Source organism: Methylobacterium sp. 1030 (genome assembly GCF_040544715.1).
In the GTDB taxonomy this organism is placed as follows: domain Bacteria; phylum Pseudomonadota; class Alphaproteobacteria; order Rhizobiales; family Beijerinckiaceae; genus Methylobacterium.
Genome location: NZ_JBEPKM010000006.1, coordinates 210,788 through 229,431 on the forward strand (window position 1 = coordinate 210,788; position 18,644 = coordinate 229,431).

The 18,644-nt window shown below is 69.4% G+C and carries 17 protein-coding genes; 11 read left to right on the top strand and 6 right to left on the bottom strand.

The window, feature by feature from the left end; translation table 11 throughout:
• Nucleotides 1-79: 79 nt before the first annotated feature.
• Nucleotides 80-523: a DUF488 domain-containing protein gene (locus ABIC30_RS10710; RefSeq protein WP_020092959.1), complete on the top strand. Its 444-nt coding sequence runs from the start codon at nt 80-82 to the stop codon at nt 521-523.
• A gap of 6 nt (nt 524-529) precedes the next feature.
• On the opposite strand, the gene ABIC30_RS10715 is transcribed toward ABIC30_RS10710, so the two are convergent.
• The 4 genes from ABIC30_RS10715 to ABIC30_RS10730 all read right to left on the bottom strand — a co-directional run bounded on the left by ABIC30_RS10715 (nt 530) and on the right by ABIC30_RS10730 (nt 5,634).
• The gene (locus ABIC30_RS10715; RefSeq protein WP_020092960.1) at nt 530-916 is read right to left on the bottom strand and encodes a hypothetical protein; all 387 of its coding nucleotides are present in this window, start codon (nt 914-916) and stop codon (nt 530-532) included.
• Nucleotides 917-963: 47 nt separating this feature from the next.
• On the bottom strand, nt 964-1,200 hold the full coding sequence (locus ABIC30_RS10720) for a hypothetical protein (RefSeq protein ID WP_020092961.1): 237 nt from the start codon (nt 1,198-1,200) through the stop codon (nt 964-966).
• Between the two features lie 143 nt (nt 1,201-1,343).
• A complete protein-coding gene (locus tag ABIC30_RS10725; RefSeq protein WP_020092962.1) occupies nt 1,344-2,261 on the bottom strand; it encodes a response regulator transcription factor in 918 nt (305 codons plus the stop codon).
• Nucleotides 2,254-5,634 carry a hybrid sensor histidine kinase/response regulator gene (locus ABIC30_RS10730; protein WP_234082143.1) on the bottom strand — a complete coding sequence of 1,127 codons (3,381 nt, stop codon included), beginning with the start codon at nt 5,632-5,634 and terminating at the stop codon, nt 2,254-2,256. The genes ABIC30_RS10725 and ABIC30_RS10730 overlap by 8 nt, the downstream gene beginning before the upstream one ends.
• Nucleotides 5,635-5,917: 283 nt before the next feature.
• Here ABIC30_RS10730 and urtA point away from each other — a divergent pair, with 283 nt between their 5' ends.
• The 10 genes from urtA (at nt 5,918) to ABIC30_RS10780 (ending at nt 15,525) form a co-directional block, all read left to right on the top strand.
• Nucleotides 5,918-7,186: an urea ABC transporter substrate-binding protein gene (gene urtA, locus ABIC30_RS10735; protein ID WP_042669481.1), complete on the top strand. Its 1,269-nt coding sequence runs from the start codon at nt 5,918-5,920 to the stop codon at nt 7,184-7,186.
• Nucleotides 7,187-7,382: 196 nt separating this feature from the next.
• Nucleotides 7,383-8,309: an urea ABC transporter permease subunit UrtB gene (gene urtB, locus ABIC30_RS10740; RefSeq protein ID WP_012322399.1), complete on the top strand. Its 927-nt coding sequence runs from the start codon at nt 7,383-7,385 to the stop codon at nt 8,307-8,309.
• A gap of 13 nt (nt 8,310-8,322) precedes the next feature.
• Nucleotides 8,323-9,495, top strand: coding sequence for an urea ABC transporter permease subunit UrtC (gene urtC / locus ABIC30_RS10745; protein ID WP_020090546.1), 1,173 nt, complete (start codon nt 8,323-8,325; stop codon nt 9,493-9,495).
• 7 nt (nt 9,496-9,502) lie between these two features.
• Nucleotides 9,503-10,288: an urea ABC transporter ATP-binding protein UrtD gene (urtD, locus tag ABIC30_RS10750; RefSeq protein WP_020090547.1), complete on the top strand. Its 786-nt coding sequence runs from the start codon at nt 9,503-9,505 to the stop codon at nt 10,286-10,288.
• 2 nt (nt 10,289-10,290) lie between these two features.
• Entirely contained in the window at nt 10,291-11,055 is a 765-nt protein-coding gene (gene urtE / locus ABIC30_RS10755) for an urea ABC transporter ATP-binding subunit UrtE (RefSeq protein ID WP_020090548.1), read from the top strand.
• Nucleotides 11,056-11,064: 9 nt separating this feature from the next.
• Nucleotides 11,065-12,084 carry an alpha/beta fold hydrolase gene (locus tag ABIC30_RS10760; protein ID WP_020090549.1) on the top strand — a complete coding sequence of 340 codons (1,020 nt, stop codon included), beginning with the start codon at nt 11,065-11,067 and terminating at the stop codon, nt 12,082-12,084.
• Nucleotides 12,085-12,147: 63 nt separating this feature from the next.
• On the top strand, nt 12,148-13,377 hold the full coding sequence (gene fmdA / locus ABIC30_RS10765; protein WP_354454900.1) for a formamidase: 1,230 nt from the start codon (nt 12,148-12,150) through the stop codon (nt 13,375-13,377).
• A 126-nt stretch (nt 13,378-13,503) separates the two neighbouring features.
• A complete protein-coding gene (locus ABIC30_RS10770; RefSeq protein ID WP_020090551.1) occupies nt 13,504-13,821 on the top strand; it encodes an FmdB family zinc ribbon protein in 318 nt (105 codons plus the stop codon).
• A 47-nt stretch (nt 13,822-13,868) separates the two neighbouring features.
• Complete coding sequence (locus tag ABIC30_RS10775) at nt 13,869-14,924, top strand: aliphatic amidase (protein WP_354454902.1); 1,056 nt, start codon at nt 13,869-13,871, stop codon at nt 14,922-14,924.
• Between the two features lie 31 nt (nt 14,925-14,955).
• Nucleotides 14,956-15,525: a ClpP family protease gene (locus tag ABIC30_RS10780; protein ID WP_354454904.1), complete on the top strand. Its 570-nt coding sequence runs from the start codon at nt 14,956-14,958 to the stop codon at nt 15,523-15,525.
• Nucleotides 15,526-15,714: 189 nt separating this feature from the next.
• Here ABIC30_RS10780 and ABIC30_RS10785 read toward each other — a convergent pair whose 3' ends face one another.
• Together ABIC30_RS10785 and ABIC30_RS10790 are read right to left on the bottom strand one after the other, a co-directional pair.
• Entirely contained in the window at nt 15,715-17,676 is a 1,962-nt protein-coding gene (locus tag ABIC30_RS10785) for a cytochrome C oxidase Cbb3 (RefSeq protein ID WP_234082128.1), read from the bottom strand.
• Between the two features lie 134 nt (nt 17,677-17,810).
• Entirely contained in the window at nt 17,811-18,563 is a 753-nt protein-coding gene (locus tag ABIC30_RS10790; RefSeq protein WP_020090555.1) for an SDR family NAD(P)-dependent oxidoreductase, read from the bottom strand.
• Nucleotides 18,564-18,644: the final 81 nt, after the last annotated feature.

The window sequence follows — 18,644 nt, forward strand, 5'->3', positions numbered from 1 at the left end:
CGGCGTCGATCCCCGGCTGGTTCACAGGGCCGCATACGGCTAAGTCGCGGTCCCGCAACGCGAGTCCGGACGGGGCACCGTGAGTAAGCAACTCTTTACCATAGGCTACGAAGGCCTCGACTCGGAGCGCCTCGTCGGCGTCCTGCGCTCGGCCGGGGTCGCGGTGCTGGCGGATGTCCGGGCGGTGGCGAACTCGCGCAAGCGCGGCTTCTCGAAGGGCGCGCTCGGCACCTCCCTGCGCGAAGCCGGGCTCGGCTACGCGCATCTGCGCAGCCTCGGCACCCCGAAATCCGGCCGGCAGGCGGCGCGGGCCGGGGACGCGGCGCTGATGCGCCGGATCTACTGCGAGGAAGTGCTGGACACCGCTGCCGGGATCGCGGCGCTCGACGAACTCGCCGCGCTCGCCGAGGCGTCGCCGATCTGCCTGCTCTGCTTCGAGCGCGATCCGGCCGGCTGCCACCGGCGCGTACTGGCCGAGCGCCTCGCGCCGCGGGGCTTCGTGGTCAGCGATCTCTACGGCTGAAGCGTCTCAGCGCCCGGGCAGCGGTCGCGGCTGCGGCTGCGCGCGCATGCCCAGCGCGCCGGCGAGGCGCCGGACCGGGCCGAGGGCGGCCGTCAGTCCCCGCGGCGCGGCCCCGCGGGGCGCGCGCGGCCGGCGCCGGTCGGCGTCGGGCACCGGCTCGACCGGCAGGTACAGCGTGTCGAAGAAGGACATCTCGAGCAGCACGGCGCCGTCGTCGCCGGTGATCACCATCGCGGCCTCGATGAGGCGTGGGTCGCCGCCGTGCTGACGCATCAGCCCCTGCACGATCGTGCGCGCGGTCGACCGGGCGGCCTCGACATCCTCGACCCACTGGGCCGCCGAGGCCGGGAGCGAGGCGTTGCCGAGGCGGATGGTGAAGTGCGCGCGGACCATGGAGCGCTCCTGGGAGGGGACCGGCGGGACGCCGCCGGCAACGGGTGTCAGGCGGCCTGGGCGTCGTCGACCGCTTCGGCGACGCTCGCACCGTCGGCCTCGGATCTCTCGGCCGCGGATTTCGGATCGAAGGCGTCCGCGAGCAGGCCGAGGCGCCGCGCCATGTCCCGCACCTCATTGAGGGCGATCGACTTCTGGCCTTCCTTCACTGCCCGCGTGATGTCGCTGACCTGGGTGGTGGCGATCCGCTTCAGTTCGTCGGCGAGCTGCTGGCTGGTCATCATCGCATCCGGACTCGGCTTGTCGGGCTGAGCCGGGACCGTGGGGCGGCGGGGCTTACCAAGGCGTTTCGCCGGGGATCGACGCCTGTGGACAAGCTTGGGGATCCGCGGCCGGCGCAACCCTGCCGACCGGCTTCCGCGCGGGCTCAATCCTGCAGGTGCCGCGCCGCGATGATCGAGGCGGCCGTGCGGTTCTCCACGCCGAGCTTCGCGTAGATGCTCTCGAGGTGCTTCGTCACGGTCCGGTGGCTCAGCCCGAGGATCTCGCCGATGTCGCGGCTCGACTTGCCCCGGGACAGCCAGAGGAGGACCTCCGCCTCGCGCCCGGTGACCGGCAGGCGCACCCGCAGCCGCTCGACCCCCGCCGACAGCGCGTCGCGCGACAGGCGGAGCAGGATCTCGTCTGGGGTGCGGCCGATGAAGGTCAGGGCGTAGGCGACGCCGTCGCGATCGGTCAGCGCGAGGGGCTGGGCGGCGCCGGCGAGGCAACCGCGCAGCCACTCGCGGGCGCCGGCGGGCAGCGCGGGGGTGCCGGAGGGTACCGCGCCGAGCCCGGCGAGCAGGCGTCCGGCCTGCGGGGTCGACCACAGGATCGTGCCATCCTCGGCGACCGCGAACAGGGTCCGCCCGGCCGTGTCGAGGGCGGTCCGGGCGCTCTGCGCGGCGCGGGCGCTCGCGAGATGCACGCGGATCCGGGCCAGGATCTCGTCGGGGGCGATGGGCTTCGTGACGTAGTCGATCCCGCCGGCGGAGAGCCCCTTCACGATGTGCTCGGTCTCGCTCAGCCCGGTCATGAAGATCACCGGCACGCCGGCGAGCTGCGGCTTGGCCTTGAGCCGCCGGCAGGTCTCGAACCCGTCGAGGCCCGGCATCACCGCGTCGAGGAGGATCACGTCGGGGGTGATCTCGTCCACCAGGGTCAGGGCGAGGTCGCCGCCGACGGCGACCAGCACGGTGGCGCCGGACCGCTCGATCGCCTCGGTGAGGAAGCTCAGCGTGTCGGGCGAATCGTCGATCACCAGGACGATGTCCCGGTGCGGCTGGACCTTCGGCGCCTCAGTCATGGCGGGCGAGTTCCTGCAGGACCGCGAGGTAGCGGCGAAGGTCGTATCCCTCGACGAGCCCGCGCATCCGGGTGACGAAAGCGGGCGGCACGGTCGGGTCCTGCTCCATCTGGGTCAGCTTGGCCTCGATGGCGCGGATATGCCCGATCCGGCCGAGGCGCAGGAGCTCGCCGACATGCTCGGGCCCCGGCCCCGGGACGTCCGCCGCGGCCGCGGCCGCGGCCGCCCCGGACCGCCCCGGCGCGGCGCCCTCGGTCCATTCGAGGTGCAGGAGCTTGCCGATCCGCTCCATCACGTCGCGCAGGTCGAAGGGCTTGGCGAAGATCGCGTCGTGCGGGGCGTCGTCGCCCCGGGTCGGGCTGATCTCGTGGACGTTGGCGGACATCATGGCGATCGGGCCGGTATGCCCGGCCTGCCGCAGGGCCGCCGCCGCCGCCCAGCCGCTCATCCCGGGCATCGCGATGTCGAGGAGGACGAGGTCGACGCCGCCTTGTGCGACCGTCGCGAGGCACTCGGATCCGGAGCCGGCCTCCCGCACGGAGATGCCCTGCGGCTCCAGGATCGCCCGCATCAGCGCGCGGTGAGCGCTGTCGTCGTCGGCGACCAGGACGGTGCGGCGCGCGCCCGCGTAGGCCCGCTCCGGGGGTGCGGCCGGCGCGGGCGCGACGATCGGCGCGGGCTGGGCCACGGAGGCCAGCATCAGGCGCAGCCGCGCCTGCGTGCCGCCGCCGGGGGCGGCGGTCACGGTGATCTCGCCGCCCAGGAGCTGCGCCAGCAGGTTGGCGATGGTGAGCCCGAGCCCGGTCCCCGGCGTGCTGCGGGCGGCCGGGGTCGAGCCGCGCTCGAACGGCTCGAAGATCCGCGCGAGGTCCGCCTCCGGGATGCCCGGCCCGGTATCGCGGATAGTGAACACCGCGATCTGGCTCCGGTAGCTGAGGTCCAGCGAGACGGTGCCGGCTTCCGTGAACTTGATGGCGTTCGACAGGAGATTGAGCAGCACCTGCCGCAGGCGCTTCTCGTCGGTGGCGACCACCGCGGGCAGGATCTCGGGCCGCGCGAAGCGGAACTCGAGCCCGGCCTCCCGCGCCTGGAGGCGGACCATGTCGACCAGCTGGTCGAGGAAGTCGGTCAGCCGGACCTCGTCGCGGTGGATCTGGAGGCGCCCGGCCTCCATGCGCGAGATGTCGAGGAGGCCGTCGATCAGGCCCGACAGGTGCTGGGCGCTGCGCCGGATCACCCGCAGGCCGTTGACCCGGTGGGCCGGGATCGCGGGGTCGGATTCGAGGAGCTGGGCGTAGCCGAGCACCGTGGAGAGCGGCGTTCGCAGCTCGTGGCTGATCCCGACCACGTAGCGGCTCTTGGCCTGATTGGCGGCCTCGGCCCGCTCCTTGGCCTCCTGCAGCTTGGCGTCGGTGATCTTATGGGCGGCGATCTCGGCCTGGTAGAGCGCGGTCTGGCGCATCGTCTCGGCCTGGGCGACGCGCCGGCTCTCCTGGGCGAGCACGAACAGCCACGCCACGACGCCGAGGATCACCACCAGGGTGAAGAACACGCTGGTCAGCGCCGTGCGCAGGAACTCGCGATTCTCCGGGTGGGCGATCGTCGCGCCCGCGTGCACGATGCCGAGGATCAGGCCGATCACCGCGCAGAGCGTCAGCATCACCGCGAGGTAGCGGCCCAGTGGCGCGCCGATCCAGGCAGCGGTGCGGCCCGGCAGGATCCGCGCGACGGCGGCCTGCGCCTGCACCTCCAGGCGCCCGTGGGGCTTGCACAGGTCGCCGCAGCGGGCGTCGAGCGAGCAGCAGAGGGAGCAGATCGGGGCGTCGTAGGCCGGGCAATGGGCCATGTCCTCGCCCTCGAAGGGCAATTCGCAGACCCGGCAGACCACCTCGGCCGCGCCCCAATCCCGCTTCGGGACCCGCGCCATGTACCAGCGCCCCGCCGTCGCCCAGGCGATCGCCGGCGCGGCGCAGAACGCGATCGCCAGGGTCAGCAATGGCGCGAAGGGCTGCAGGGTCGCGCCGAGCCAGCCGACATAGGCCGCGCCCCCGGCCGCGAGGGATAGCGCCATGGCGCCGGTCCCCACGGGATTCACCGCGTAAAGGTGGGCGCGCTTGAACTCGATGCCCGGGGGCGAGAGGCCGAGCGGCTTGTTGACCGCGAGGTCGGCGGCGAGCGCGCCGACCCAGGCCGAGACCACGGAGGCGTAGAATGGCAGGGTGCTCTCGATGGTCTTGTCGATGCCGAGCTCCATCAGGAGCACCGCGATGGCGACGTTGAACACGAGCCAGACCACCCGTCCCGGATGGCTGTGGGTCAGGCGCGAGAAGAAGTTCGACCACGCGATCGAGCCGGCATAGGCGTTGGTCAGGTTGATCTTGAGCTGCGACACGAGGACGAACAGCCCGGTGAGCAGCAGCGCCGCCCGGCTCCCCTCCCCCGTCAGGTAGCCGAAGGCCACCGCGTACATGCGGGTCGGCTCGGCGGCGTGCTCGGCCGGGACGCCGTGCCCCAGCGCAAGGACCGCCAGCGCGGCGCCGAGCAGGATCTTCAGCATCCCGGGCAGGATCCAGCCAGCGCCGCCCGAGAGGACGGCGAGCCACCAGCGGCGGTCGCGCGGGCCCCGCGGCTCCGGCACGAAGCGCAGGAAGTCGACCTGCTCGCCGACCTGGGCGAGCAGCGCCAGCAGGACGCCGGTGGCGAGACCGAAGCGCGCGAGGTCGAAGCCGCCCCCGCCGCCGTCGAGGCCCGGGTAGCCGGCGAGCGCCCGCAGCGGCCCCGTGCCCTGCGCCGCCACGAAGATCAGCGGCAGCAGGCTCAAGGCGATCCAGATCGGCTGCGTCCAGATCTGGAACCGGCTGATCAGCCGGATCCCGTAGACGACCAGGGGAATCACCGCTCCGGCGCAGAGCAGGTAGCCGACGCCGAGCGGCAGCCCGAAGCAGAGCTGCAGAGCCAGAGCCATGATCGCCGCCTCGATGGCGAAGAACAGGAAGGTGAAGCTCGCGTAGATCAGCGAGGTGACGGTCGAGCCGAGATAGCCGAAGCCGGCGCCCCGGGTGAGCAGGTCCATGTCGACGCCGTAGCGGGCGGCGTAGACCGTGATCGGCGCCGCCGTGGCGAAGATGATCAGGCCGACGACCAGCACGGCCGCCACCGTGTTGGGAAATCCCGCTGTGAGCGCCAGCGTCCCGCCGATCGCCTCCAGCGCGAGGAACGAGATCGAGCCGAGGGCCGTCTGCGCCACCTCGAGGCTCGACCAGCGCCGCGCCTTCTTGGCGGTGAAGCGGAGGGCGTAATCCTCCAGCGTCTCGTCGGCGACGAAGCGGTTGTAGTCCCGGCGGATGGGGATGATGCGCTGCGGACCGCTCATCGGGCCCCGGCCGGGACGATCAGCCCGTCGTGCCCGGGCAGCGTCGCGCACGGGCGGCCGCGCGACGCGCGCGCGCGCGAAAGACCGGGCACCGGAGCGGTGCTCCCACTATTCGCGCTCTCAGCCACCCCGACCTCAAAGTATTCCGCCGCGATGGTGCGGCGCATGCAAGACCACGGCCATACGCAAAATCGCGTATAGGCCGCACTGCAACCCAGGACCTAGCCTGCGCTCGTCGATCCGGGCCGCCTCTCAAGGCCCGGACGCGAACAGGGTCAGGCACATGGCAGACGACACCGAGACCGGCGCCGATCACGGCTTGCGCTCCCCGCTGCGGCGCAGGCTGCTCATGGGATTGGCCGGCGCCCCGGCGCTGGCGCTGTTGCCGCGCACCGCCTGGGCGGCGCCGCCGACCGCGGCGGTCAACACCACGGGCCTCGCGGTGACCGACAGCGAGGTGACGGTCGGCATTCTGCACTCGGTCACCGGCACGATGGCGATCTCGGAGACGGGCGCGCAGGAAGCGGAGAAGCTCGCGATCCAGCAGATCAACGACGCCGGCGGCGTGCTCGGCCGCAAGATCAAGATCATCCAGGAGGACGGCGCCTCCGACTGGCCGACCTTCGCCGAGAAGGCCAAGAAGCTCCTCGTCAACGACCACTGCGCCGCCGTGATGGGCTGCTGGACCTCGGCCTCGCGCAAGGCGGTGCTGCCGGTCTTCGAGCAGTACAACGGCCTGCTGTACTACCCGACCTTCTACGAGGGCCTGGAGCAGTCGAAGAACGTCTTCTACACCGGCCAGGAGGCCACGCAGCAGATCCTCGCCGGCCTGGACTGGGTCCACAAGGAGAAGGGCGGCGACAGCTTCTACTTCATCGGCTCCGACTACATCTGGCCGCGCACCTCCAACAAGATCGCCCGCAAGCACGTGGAGAACGTGCTCAAGGGCAAGGTCGTCGGCGAGGAGTACTTCCCCCTCGGCCACACGCAGTTCAACTCGGTCATCAACAAGATCAAGCTCACCAAGCCCAAGGTGATCTTCGCCGACGTGGTCGGCGGCTCGAACGTGGCGTTCTACAAGCAGCTCAAGGCGGCGGGCATCGACCTGTCGAAGCAGGTGCTGATGACGATCTCGGTGACCGAGGACGAGATCGACGGCATCGGCGGCGAGAACATCGCCGGGGCCTACGCCTGCATGAAGTACTTCGAGTCGATCCAGAACGAGAACAACAAGGCATTCGTGGCCGCGTTCAAGAAGATGTGGGGCGAGAAGACGGTCATCGGCGACGTGACGCAGGCGGCCTATCTCGGCCCGTTCCTGTGGAAGATGGCCTGCGAGAAGGCCGGCTCGTTCGACGTCGACAAGGTGGTGGCGGCCTCGCCCGGGATCGAGTTCAAGGGCGCGCCGGAAGGCTACGTGAAGATCGACGAGAACCATCACCTCTGGTCGAAGACCCGGGTCGGCCGGGCGAAGCCCGACGGCCAGTTCGAGATCGTCTACACCAGCCCCGAGCTGATCAAGCCCGATCCCTTCCCGAAGGGCTACCAGTAGTCACCTCGTTCGGAGGGGCAAATTAGCCCCTCCCCAGCGTCATCGCGAGCGCAGCGAAGCGACCCAGGGCAGCGAGACTTTCCGGCACGAAGCGCGTCCCTGGATTGCTTCGCTCCGCTCGCAAAGACGGCCCGGTTCGCCCGGAGGCCGTGACGAGTCGGCAGAAGACGCACTCCTTTTGCGGAAGACCGAAACCATGCTCGGCGACTATTCCCTCGGCGACCTCGGCGCGATCTTCGCCATGCAGGGCTTCGCAGGCCTGATCCTGTTCTCCGTCTACCTGCTGATGGCGCTGGGGCTCGCGATCATCTTCGGCCAGATGGGCGTGATCAACATGGCCCACGGGGAGTTCATGATCCTCGGCGCCTACGTCACCTATCTCTGCTCGACCTTCTTCCAGACCTACCTGCCGGCGCTGTTCCCGATCTACTTCTTCATCGCGATGGGCTTGGCGTTCCTCGCCTCCGGGGCTCTGGGCATGCTGGTGGAATGGGGCCTGATCCGGTTCCTCTACAAGCGCCCGCTCGACACGCTGCTCGCCACCTGGGGCCTGTCGCTGATCCTCCAGCAGGCCTACCGGTCGATCTTCGGCGCCCGCGAGGTCGGCGTCGAATTGCCGTCCTGGCTGATCGGCTCGGTGCAGGTCACCGACACGATCGAGATCCCGATCAACGGCCTGTTCGTCATGGCCGTCACCATCCTGATCACCGTCAGCGTCGCGCTGCTGATCTTCCGGTCGCGCTTCGGCCAGCAGGTCCGCGCCGTGATGTCGAACCGCGCCATGGCGGGGGCGGTCGGCATCGATACCGAGAAGGTCGATCGCTACACGTTCGGCCTCGGCTGCGGCATCGCGGGCATCGCCGGCTCGGCCTTCACGATGATCGGCTCGACCGGGCCGACCTCGGGCCAGCTCTACATCGTCGACACCTTCCTGATCGTCGTGTTCGGCGGGGCCGCGAGCCTGCTCGGCACTATCGCGTCGGCCTTCTCGATCTCCCAGACGCAGTCGACCCTGGAGTTCTTCCTCTCCGGCTCGATGGCCAAGGTCATCACCCTGCTCGCGGTGGTCGGCATCCTGATGCTGAGGCCGCAGGGCCTCTTCACCCTCAAGGTCCGGCGCTGAGGATGTTTTCCCGATGACGAACCCGGTCCAGACTCTAACCAAATCCGTCACCGTCAACGACAACCCGTTCATGAAGCCGGTGGAGTGGCTGAGCCTGCTCCTCCTGGCCGGGGTGATCCTGGTCGTCCTGCCGCTGGTGCTCGACAGCTTCCGCCTCAACCTCGTCGGCAAGTACCTCACCTACGCCTTCGTCGCCCTCGGGCTGGTGATCTGCTGGGGCTACGCGGGTATCCTCTCCCTCGGCCAGGGCGTCTTTTTCGGATTGGGCGGCTACTGCATGGCGATGTACTTGAAGCTGGAAGCTTCGAGCATCGAGAATACGAAAATCCAGTCGACTCCCGGCATCCCGGACTTCATGGACTGGAACCAGATCACCGCCCTCCCCTGGTTCTGGCAGCCGTTCAAGAGCCTGCCGCTGACGCTGATCCTGGCGGTCGCCGTCCCGGTCCTGTTCGCGATGCTGATCTCCTTCGCGATGTTCAAGCGCCGGGTCGGCGGCACCTACTTCGCCATCATCACCCAGGCGATTGCCGCGATCCTGACCATCCTGATCGTCGGCCAGCAGGGCTATACCGGCGGCATCAACGGCATCACCGACCTGCGCACCCTCCACGGCTGGGACATCCGCACCGACTCGGCGAAGTTCATCCTGTACTTCGTCAATGGCGGCCTGCTGATCGCCTGCATCCTGGCGGCGCAGTACGTGAAGAAGTCGAAGCTCGGCCGCATCCTCGTCGCCATGCGCGACAAGGAGGACCGGGTCCGGTTCTCCGGCTACTCGGTGGCGGGGTTCAAGGTCTTCGCCTTCTGCTTCGCCGCCGGACTGGCGGCGATCGGCGGCGCGATGTTCACCCTCCAGGTCGGGTTCATGTCGCCCTCCTTCGTGGGCATCGTCCCCTCGATCGAGATGGTGATCTACGCCGCGGTCGGCGGGCGCCTGTCGCTGTTCGGCGCGGTCTGGGGCACGCTGCTCGTCAACTGGGCCAAGACCAGCTTCTCCGAGAGTTTTCCGGATCTCTGGCTGTTCGGCCTCGGCGCCCTGTTCATCGCGGTGGTGCTGGCTTTCCCGAACGGCCTCGCCGGCATCTGGCGCGAGCATATCGAGCCTCGCCTCACCCGCCGGGTGAAGGGGCTGCGCGCCCCGCCGCCCGCCATCGTCCCGCCCCACGGCACTCCGGCCGAGTGAGCAAGCCATGAACGCCGCGATCCTCTCCTCCCCCGTGGTCGGCGCCGAGGCCGCCCCGCCCGACTACCTCCTCGCCGTCGAGGCGCTCACGGTCTCGTTCGACGGGTTCAAGGCGGTGAACGACGTGTCGTTCTACGTCGATCCCGACGAGATCCGGGTGATCATCGGGCCGAACGGCGCCGGCAAGACCACCGTCCTCGACCTGATCTGCGGCCGCACCCGGGCCAGCGCCGGCTCGATCAAGTACAAGGGCCAGGAACTGACCAAGCTCTCCGAGAGCGCGATCGTGCAGGCCGGCGTCGGCCGCAAGTTCCAGACGCCGTCGATCTACGACGACCTGACGGTGTTCGAGAACCTGGAGATCTCGTTCCCCCGCGGCCGCTCGGTGTTCGGCGCGCTGACGTTCAAGCGGGACGCGGAGGTCCGCGACCGCATCCACGCCATCGCCGAGACGATCTTCCTGAAGGACCAGCTGAAGGAGCGGGCCGAATTCCTGAGCCACGGCCAGAAGCAGTGGCTGGAGATCGGCATGCTGCTGATCCAGGACCCGGAGCTGCTGATGCTCGACGAGCCGGTGGCCGGGATGAGCGTCGGCGAGCGGATCAAGACCGCCGAGCTTCTCAACCAGATCATCAAGGGCCGCTCGGTGCTGGTGATCGAGCACGACATGAAGTTCGTCGAGGACATCGCTCACCGGGTGACCGTCCTGCACCAGGGCAAGGTGCTCTCCGAAGGTTCGATGGAGCGGGTCAAGAACGACCCGAAGGTCATCGAAGTGTACCTGGGACATTGACGATGGCGTCGCTCCAGACTGCGCACATCCCTGGCGTCCAGGCGCCCCCGCTGGCCGCGGCCCCGTCCGCGACGCCGGCCCTCGCCGTCGAGGACCTGCACGCCGCCTACGGCCAGAGCGAGGTCCTGCACGGGCTGACCTTCTCGGTGGCGCCCGGCGAGATCGTCGCCGTGATGGGCCGCAACGGCATGGGCAAGACCACGCTGATGAAGACCCTGATGGGCCTCGTGCCGGTCAGGGCCGGCTCGATCCAGGTCGAGGGCGCGGACGTCGCCGGGCTCAAGAGCCACGCCCGGGTCGCCAAGGGCCTCGCCTACGTGCCGCAGGGCCGCATGATCTTCTCGACCATGACGGTGCAGGAGAACATCGAGACCGGCCTGACAGTCACCGGCACCCGGAAGGTGCCGCAGGACCTCTACGACATGTTCCCGGTCCTGCTGGAGATGAAGGGACGGCGCGGCGGCAACCTCTCGGGCGGGCAGCAGCAGCAGCTCGCCATCGCCCGGGCCCTGGCGAGCCGCCCGAAGGTCCTGCTCCTCGACGAGCCGACCGAGGGCATCCAGCCCTCGATCATCCGCGAGATGGGCCGGACCCTGAAGGCGATCCGCGACCAGCGCGGCCTCTCCATCGTCGTTTCCGAGCAGGTCCTGAGCTTCGCACTCGACGTCGCCGACCGGGTGATCGTGCTGGAGAACGGCGCCATCGTCCACGAGGCCCCGCGCGACGGGATCGACGAGGCCGCCGTCGCCCGGTTCCTGTCGGTTTAGGGGCGCAGCATGGCCGATCACGAGATCTTCGAGCTCGGCGACTTCGTGCTCCAGTGCGGCAAGACGCTGCGCGCGGCCAAGCTCGCCTTCAAGACCTTCGGGACGCTGAGCCCAGCCAAGGACAACGCCATCGTCTACCCGACCTGGTACTCGGGCCAGCACACCGAGAACGAGTGGCTGATCGGTCCCGGCAAGGCGCTCGACCCGGACAAGTACTTCATCATCATCCCGAACATGTTCGGCAACGGGCTGTCGTCCTCGCCGAGCAACACGCCCGCGCCCTGGAACGGGCCGCGCTTTCCCAACGTCACCGCCCACGACAACGTCCGTGCCCAGCACCGCCTCGTCACCGAGCATTTCGGCATCGAGAAACTCGTGCTCGTCACCGGGTGGTCGATGGGCGCGCTCCAGACCTACCACTGGGCGTCGATGTACCCCGACATGGTGCCGAGAATCCTGCCGTTTCAGGGCTCGGCGAAGTGCTCCCGGCATAATTACGTTTTCCTGGAGGGCGCCAAGGCGGCGCTCCAGGCCGACGCCGCTTGGGCGGAGGGCTGGTACACGAGCCCGCCGACCCGGGGCCTGCGCGCCTTCGGCCGGGTCTACGCGGGCTGGGGCCTGTCGCAGACCTTCTACCGCCTTGAGGCCGACATCACCCACATGGGCTACGCCTCGCTGGAGGACTTCCTGATCGGGTTCTGGGAAGGCCTGTTCTACGAGCGCGACGCCAACAACCTGCTCGCCATGCTGTGGACGTGGCAGCACGGCGACATCAGCGCCAACGACACCTTCAAGGGCGACTTCAAAGCCGCGCTCGGCGCCATCCGCGCCAAGGCGATCCTGATGCCCGCCTCGACCGATCTCTATTTCCCGCCCGAGGACAACGCCATCGAGGCGACCGCCATGCCGAACGCGGAGCTGCGCGTGATCGACACGTGGTGGGGCCACTTCGCGGGCGGGCCCGGCACCAGCCCGGACGACATCAAGGTCCTCGACGACGCACTGAAAGAGCTGCTCGCGAGCGGGTGAGAGACGCGCAACGGCGCGCGGACGGGGCCTGCCCCGGTTGAGTCAGGGAGCTGGAGACACGAGATGCCCGAGACGCTGATCAAGGTCGATCTCACGCAATCGGCCTACGACAACGACATGGTGCACAACCGCTGGCACCCCGACATCCCGATGGTGGCGTACGTGAAGCCGGGCGCCGACTTCATCGTCGAGACCTACGACTGGACCGGCGGCTTCATCAAGAACAACGATTCCGCCGACGACGTGCGCGACATCGACCTGTCGATCGTGCACTTCCTCTCGGGACCGATCGGCGTCGAGGGCGCCGAGCCCGGTGACCTTCTGGTGGTCGACCTCCTCGACATCGGCGCCAAGCCCGAGAGCCAGTGGGGCTTCAACGGCTTCTTCTCGAAGAAGAACGGCGGCGGCTTCCTCACCGAGCACTTCCCGCAGGCCCAGAAGTCGATCTGGGACTTCGAGGGCATGTTCACGAAATCCCGCCACGTCCCGGGCGTGCGCTTCCCCGGCCTGATCCATCCCGGCCTGATCGGCTGCCTGCCCGATCCCAAGATGCTGGAGACTTGGAACACCCGCGAGAAGGCGCTCTACGACACCGATCCGGAGCGGGTGCCGGCGCTCGCCACCCTGCCCTTCGGCCCGACCGCCCATATGGGCCGCCTGAAGGGTGACGCGAAGGACGCGGCCGCCGCCACCGGCGCCCGCACGGTCCCGCCGCGCGAGCACGGCGGCAATTGCGACATCAAGGACCTGTCGCGCGGCTCGAAGATCTACTTCCCGGTCTACGTGCCCGGCGCCGGCCTCTCGATGGGCGACCTGCATTTCAGCCAGGGCGACGGCGAGATCACCTTCTGCGGCGCCATCGAGATGGCCGGCTGGGTGCATCTCAAGGTCGAACTGATCAAGGACGGCATGGCCAAGTACGGGATCAAGAACCCGATCTTCAAGCCGTCGCCGGTCACGCCGAAATACGACGATCATCTGATCTTCGAGGGCATCTCGGTCGACGAGAGCGGCGGCCAGCACTACCTCGACGTGCACATCGCCTACCGGCAGGCCTGCCTGAACGCGATCGAGTACCTGAAGAAGTTCGGCTACTCGGGCGCGCAGGCCTACTCGATCCTCGGCACGGCGCCGGTCCAGGGCCACATCTCGGGCGTCGTCGACATCCCGAACGCCTGCGCGACGCTCTGGATCCCGACCAAGATCTTCGAGTTCGACATCAACCCGGGCGCCGACGGACCGACCAAGTTCCTCGACGGCTCGGTGCAGATGCCGCTCTCGCCGGATCTCTGACCCTCCGGTCGTCCGGTGGGCACCTCGGTCTCACCGGACGCGACCTGCCCCCTCTCCCGTGCGGGAGAGGGGACCCGCGATCCGTCGGCACCGTTCGCACCTCTCAAGACCCTGCTGGAAGCACCCATGCCCGTCTACGACTACGCCTGCGAGGCCTGCGGGCCCTTCACGGTGATGCGGCCGATGGCGGAGTTCCGCGAGCCGCACGCCTGCCCGGATTGCGGCGGCACGAGCCAGCGCGCCTTCCTCACCGCGCCGCGCATCGCCGGCATGGATGCGGGGCTGCGGGCCGCCCACGCCACTAACGAGCGCAGCCGCCACGCTCCCCGGCGCTCGGGCAGTCACGGGGCCGGCTGCGGCTGCTGCTCGCCCAAGAAGGCTACCGCGGCGCCTGCCGCCGCCAAGAGTTTCCCGAAGGCGCGGCCCTGGATGATCAGCCACTGAGCCGCCCTCAACCGGGGGGACGATCAAGGTCAGGAGGACATCACGCCATGATGCACGGAGACATCTCGTCCAGCCAGGACAGCGTCGGCGTCGCCGTCGTGAACTACAAGATGCCGCGCCTGCACACCCGCGCGGAGGTGCTGGAGAACGCCAAGGCGATCGGCAAGATGATCGTCGGCATGAAGACCGGCCTGCCCGGCCTCGACCTCGTGATCTTCCCCGAATACTCGACCCACGGCATCATGTACGACGCCGCCGAGATGTACGAGACCGCCTCGACGGTCCCGGGCGCGGAGACCGAGGTGTTCGCCGCCGCCTGCCGGGAGGCCAAGGTCTGGGGTGTGTTCTCGCTCACCGGCGAGCGCCACGAGGAGCACCCGCACAAGGCGCCCTACAACACCCTGATCCTGATGAACGACCAGGGCGAGATCGTGCAGAAGTACCGCAAGATCATGCCCTGGACCCCGATCGAGGGCTGGTATCCGGGCGACCGCACCTACGTGTCGGACGGGCCGAAGGGGCTGAAGATCAGCCTGATCATCTGCGACGACGGCAACTATCCCGAGATCTGGCGCGACTGCGCCATGCGGGGCGCCGAGCTGATCATCCGCTGCCAGGGCTACATGTATCCGGCCAAGGAGCAGCAGGTCGTCATCTCGAAGGCGATGGCCTTCGCCAACAACACCTACGTGGCGGTGGCCAACGCGGCCGGCTTCGACGGCGTCTACACCTATTTCGGCCACTCCGCGATCATCGGCTTCGACGGCCGCACGCTCGGCGAGTGCGGCGAGGAGGAGATGGGCATCCAGTACGCCGCCCTGTCGAAATTCCTGATCCGGGGCTTCCGCGCCCACGGCCAGTCGGAGAACCACCTCTTCAAGCTGCTGCATCGCGGCTACACGGGCATGATCAACTCGAAGGAGAACCGGCACGGGATGTCGGAATGCCCCTACGACTTCTACCGGCGCTGGATCGAGGATCCCGACGGAACCCGCGACGCCGTCCGGGCCATTACCCGCCAGAGCGTCGGCACGGAGGAATGCCCGATCGAGGGCATCCCGTTCGTGGGCAAGGGCGCGGGCGCGCCCGACCCAGCGCGCTGACCAGCCGGCCGGTCGCGCGACCAGGAGGACCATGGACACGACTCCCCTCGGCCCCACCGCCTTCCGGGCCCCGGCCGTCCTGCTCTCCGGACCGGTCGACTACGACATGTACAAGGACTTCCGCCGCCAGCTCGACGCGGCGGGGGACCGCGACCTCGTCGTCGTCGAGCTGACGACGCTCGGCGGCGACCCGGAGGTCGCCCGGATGATGGGCGAGGACATCCGCTTCAACAGCCCGATGGATCCGAACCGGCGATTCGTCTTCCTCGGCAAGGCCGCGATCTACTCGGCCGGCACGACCTTCATGAGCTTCTTCGCCCGGCCCAACCGGTATCTCACCTGCGGGACGCGGCTGATGATCCACGAGCGCAAGATGAACAAGCAGCTCCAGGTCGAGGGACCGCTCACCACCTGCATCGCCTCCGTGAAGGCGACGCTCAACGAGATCCTGTGCTCGATCGAGATCCAGAACGAGGGCTTCGCCAACCTGATCCAGGGCTCTGACGTCACCCTCGACGAGGTGCTCGAGAAGGCACCGTCGAACTGGTACCTCGAGGCCGAGGAGGCCAAGCGGCGCGGCCTGATCGAGGCGGTGATCTGAGCCGCGTCTTTGCCAACGCAGTGAAGCAACCCAGGGCGGCGCGACACCGGCGCGCGCGGCGCTGCTGGATCGCTTCGCCCCGCCCGCGAGGACGATGAGATTTCACAGCGCCGGGTAACAGGGCCCGAGGCTGACCAAGACCGGGGTGAGGGTCCGCGACATGGGAGATCCGGCTCGCGGGCGGCGCGGTCAGGGCGTCGCGGCCGGCTCCGTCAGGCGATCGACCGAGAGCAGGTACGCGATCAGCGCCGTCTGCTCTTCGCGCGAGACGCCCGAGCCGGCATCCACCCAGTAGGCGTGCCCCTTGCCGGTCACGCGGGCGATCCGCGCCGTGTCCGAGGCCGCGTTGGCGGCGATCACCTTCGCCCGGAGATCCCGGTCGACCAGGGCGCGCAGGCTGTTGGCGGGATCGGGGGTGACGCCCCGGTACAGCGTGCCCGGGACGCCGAGCTGGCCCTCGGCATCGGGACCGACCGCGACGCCGGAATCGTGCAGGTACGGCGCCGTCCAGGCGAGGCCCACGAGATTCGGCACCTTGTAGCCGCCCTCCGTGCCCCCCTGCCCCCAGGCGAGTTGCACCTGGGCGAGGGCGTCGCCCGCGAGCGGCACCGGGACGATGACCGGGTCGGCCGGGGTCGGGAACGGCGTGTCGGCGGCGAACATCGCCGGCGCCGACAGGCGCGCCTCCATCTTGGCGCCCGCCCGCGCCCGGGTCGGCTCGGTACCGATCTCGGCCTCCGGTACGACCCGGTGGTTGGTGAGCGCCGGGCCGGAATGGCAGCTGCCGCAGCCGGCCTTCTCGAACACCGCGCGGCCCGCGCGGACCCGGTCGGGATCCTGCCCGGCGGCCGGCGGGTGCAGCAGGTTCTGGAAGGCCGACATGGCGTTGTTGGCGTGGTTGACCGGCTCCCCGGGCACGGACGTGAACAGGCCGTTGTCGGTGACGTAGTTGGTCGCCGGATAGGTCGGCAGCACCGCGTAGCTATTCAGCCCCGGCGAGGCCGGGGTCGGATCGACGCTGCGCAGCACCTCCGACGGGCTCCGGCCGCCGTCGGGCCTGTAGCGGAACGCCTCCGTGGCCGAGCCGCGCAGCACGATCCCAAGATACGTCTCGGGATCCATGCCGAACAGCCAGGGCGCGGCGGCGGCGAGCTGGGTCGTGTCGGAATTAGCCGCGTGGACGTTGTTGTTGAGCGAGGACAGGCCCGCGAAGGGCCCGATCGCCTCGCGCCCGCTCCAGCTGTAGGGCTCGCCGTGCGCCGAGAAGCTTGACGGGATCGAGGTCGGGTTGGTGACCCGGTCGGCGGACGAGTCGAAGCTGCCCGGCGGCCAGCTCGCCACCTGCACCTTCGTGGCCGCCTCGACGGAAGCGGCGTCCGGGAGCGCCGGCCCCGTGCCGGTCGAGCCGGTATGCTGCGGTTCAGCGGGGGGCTTGGCATCGGCCTCCGGCACGCTGGCGTGCATGAAGTAGGCCGAGGAGTTCTTCGCGAGTGCCATCAGCAGGCCGGCATTGAGGTCGGTGTTGGGCGCGCCCTCTACGACCCTGCCGGTGCCGGGATCGACCGCCGCGTGGCACAGGGCGCAGGTGATCCCCATGCGCAGGTGGCCGCGGTCGTAGAAGGTCTTGATCCCGATGATGAAGGCGCCGCCCTTCGGCACGTCGAGCCCGGTCGGGACCAGCTCGCCCGCCCGGTAGACGCGGTCGCCGACGCGCACGTCCCTGGCCATGGCAACTTTGAGATCGGTGGTGCCCTGGCCACCGAGCTTGGCCACCGCCAGGGCGACCTGCGTGGGAGTCAGGCCGCCGTCGAGCATGCCCATGACGTCGGTGAGGAAGACCTCGTTGCCGAACGTCTCCTGATAGAAGGCCTGCCGGCCGCGCTCGACCATGGCAGGATCGATCGCGACCGCACCGGTCTTCGGCGAGAGTTCCTTCCGTCCGGCCTCGGTGCCGCTGAGCCGGTCGGCCTCCGCGCGCGAGACGCGGCGGCCGAGGATGTCGAAGGCGGTCTGGATCGGGTAGCGGTCCGGGTTGAGCAGGTCCGCCCGGTCGGGCATCGGCGCGTAGCTGAAGCGGCCGACGCCCAGGGCGACGCCGGCCGCGACGGTCACCAGACCGGCGGTGATCAGGATGCGGCGCGGCCAGCCCATGGAAACCGTTTGTCCTTCCCGGCGCCCGCCCGCGAGGAAGCGGGACCGGAGGGCCGGGCCTTTAACCGCCGGCCATTGCCAGGGTTCACGGGGGCGGCCGGGACCGGGTGTCGCGTCCCGGCCGCCCCGAACCCTCAGATCTGGACCTGCCCGCCGTCGGCGAACAGCTCGACGCCGTTGACGAAGCTCGCCGCGTCCGAGGCGAGGAACAGCACCGCCTGGGCGATCTCCTCGGGCCGGCCGACGCGGCCGGCCGGGATCTGGCCGGCGAGGACATCCTTGGTGGCCGCCGCCTGATCGCCGCCGCCGAAGAGCTCGTCGAGGCCGGCGGTCTCGGTCACGCCCGGGCTGATCGTGTTCACTCGGATGCGCCGGTCCTTCAGGTCGAGGATCCAGTTCCGGGCGAAGTTGCGCACGGCCGCCTTGGTGGCCGAGTAGACGCTGAAGGCCGGCGTGCCCGAACTGCCGGTGGTCGATCCGGTGAGGACGATCGCGGCTCCGTCCCGCAGGAGCGGCAGCGCCTTCTGCACGGTGAAGAGCACGCCCTTCACGTTGGTGTCGAAGATGCTCTGATAATGCGCCTCGGTGATCGCGCCGAGCGGCGCGAAGCTGCCGCCGCCGGCATTGGCGAAGACCACGTCGATCTGCGCGTGCTTCTGCTGGACCGCGTCGTACAGGCGGTCGATGTCGGCGAGGTTCGCCATGTCGCCGCGCACGCCCGTGATCCGGCCGCCGATCCGCTTCACCGCCGCGTCGAGCGCCTCCTGGCGGCGACCGGTGATGAACACCGAGGCCCCCTCGTCCACGAAGGCCTGGGCGGTCGCGAGGCCGATGCCGCTGGTGCCGCCGGTCACCACCACCACCTTGTCCTGAAACCTGCCGGTCATCGTCGTTCTCCGCTGTTCGGCGCCGCGCGCGCCGCTGGTCGGAGAGATGCCGCCGGAACGATGGTGCGGGTAGTCGGCGAT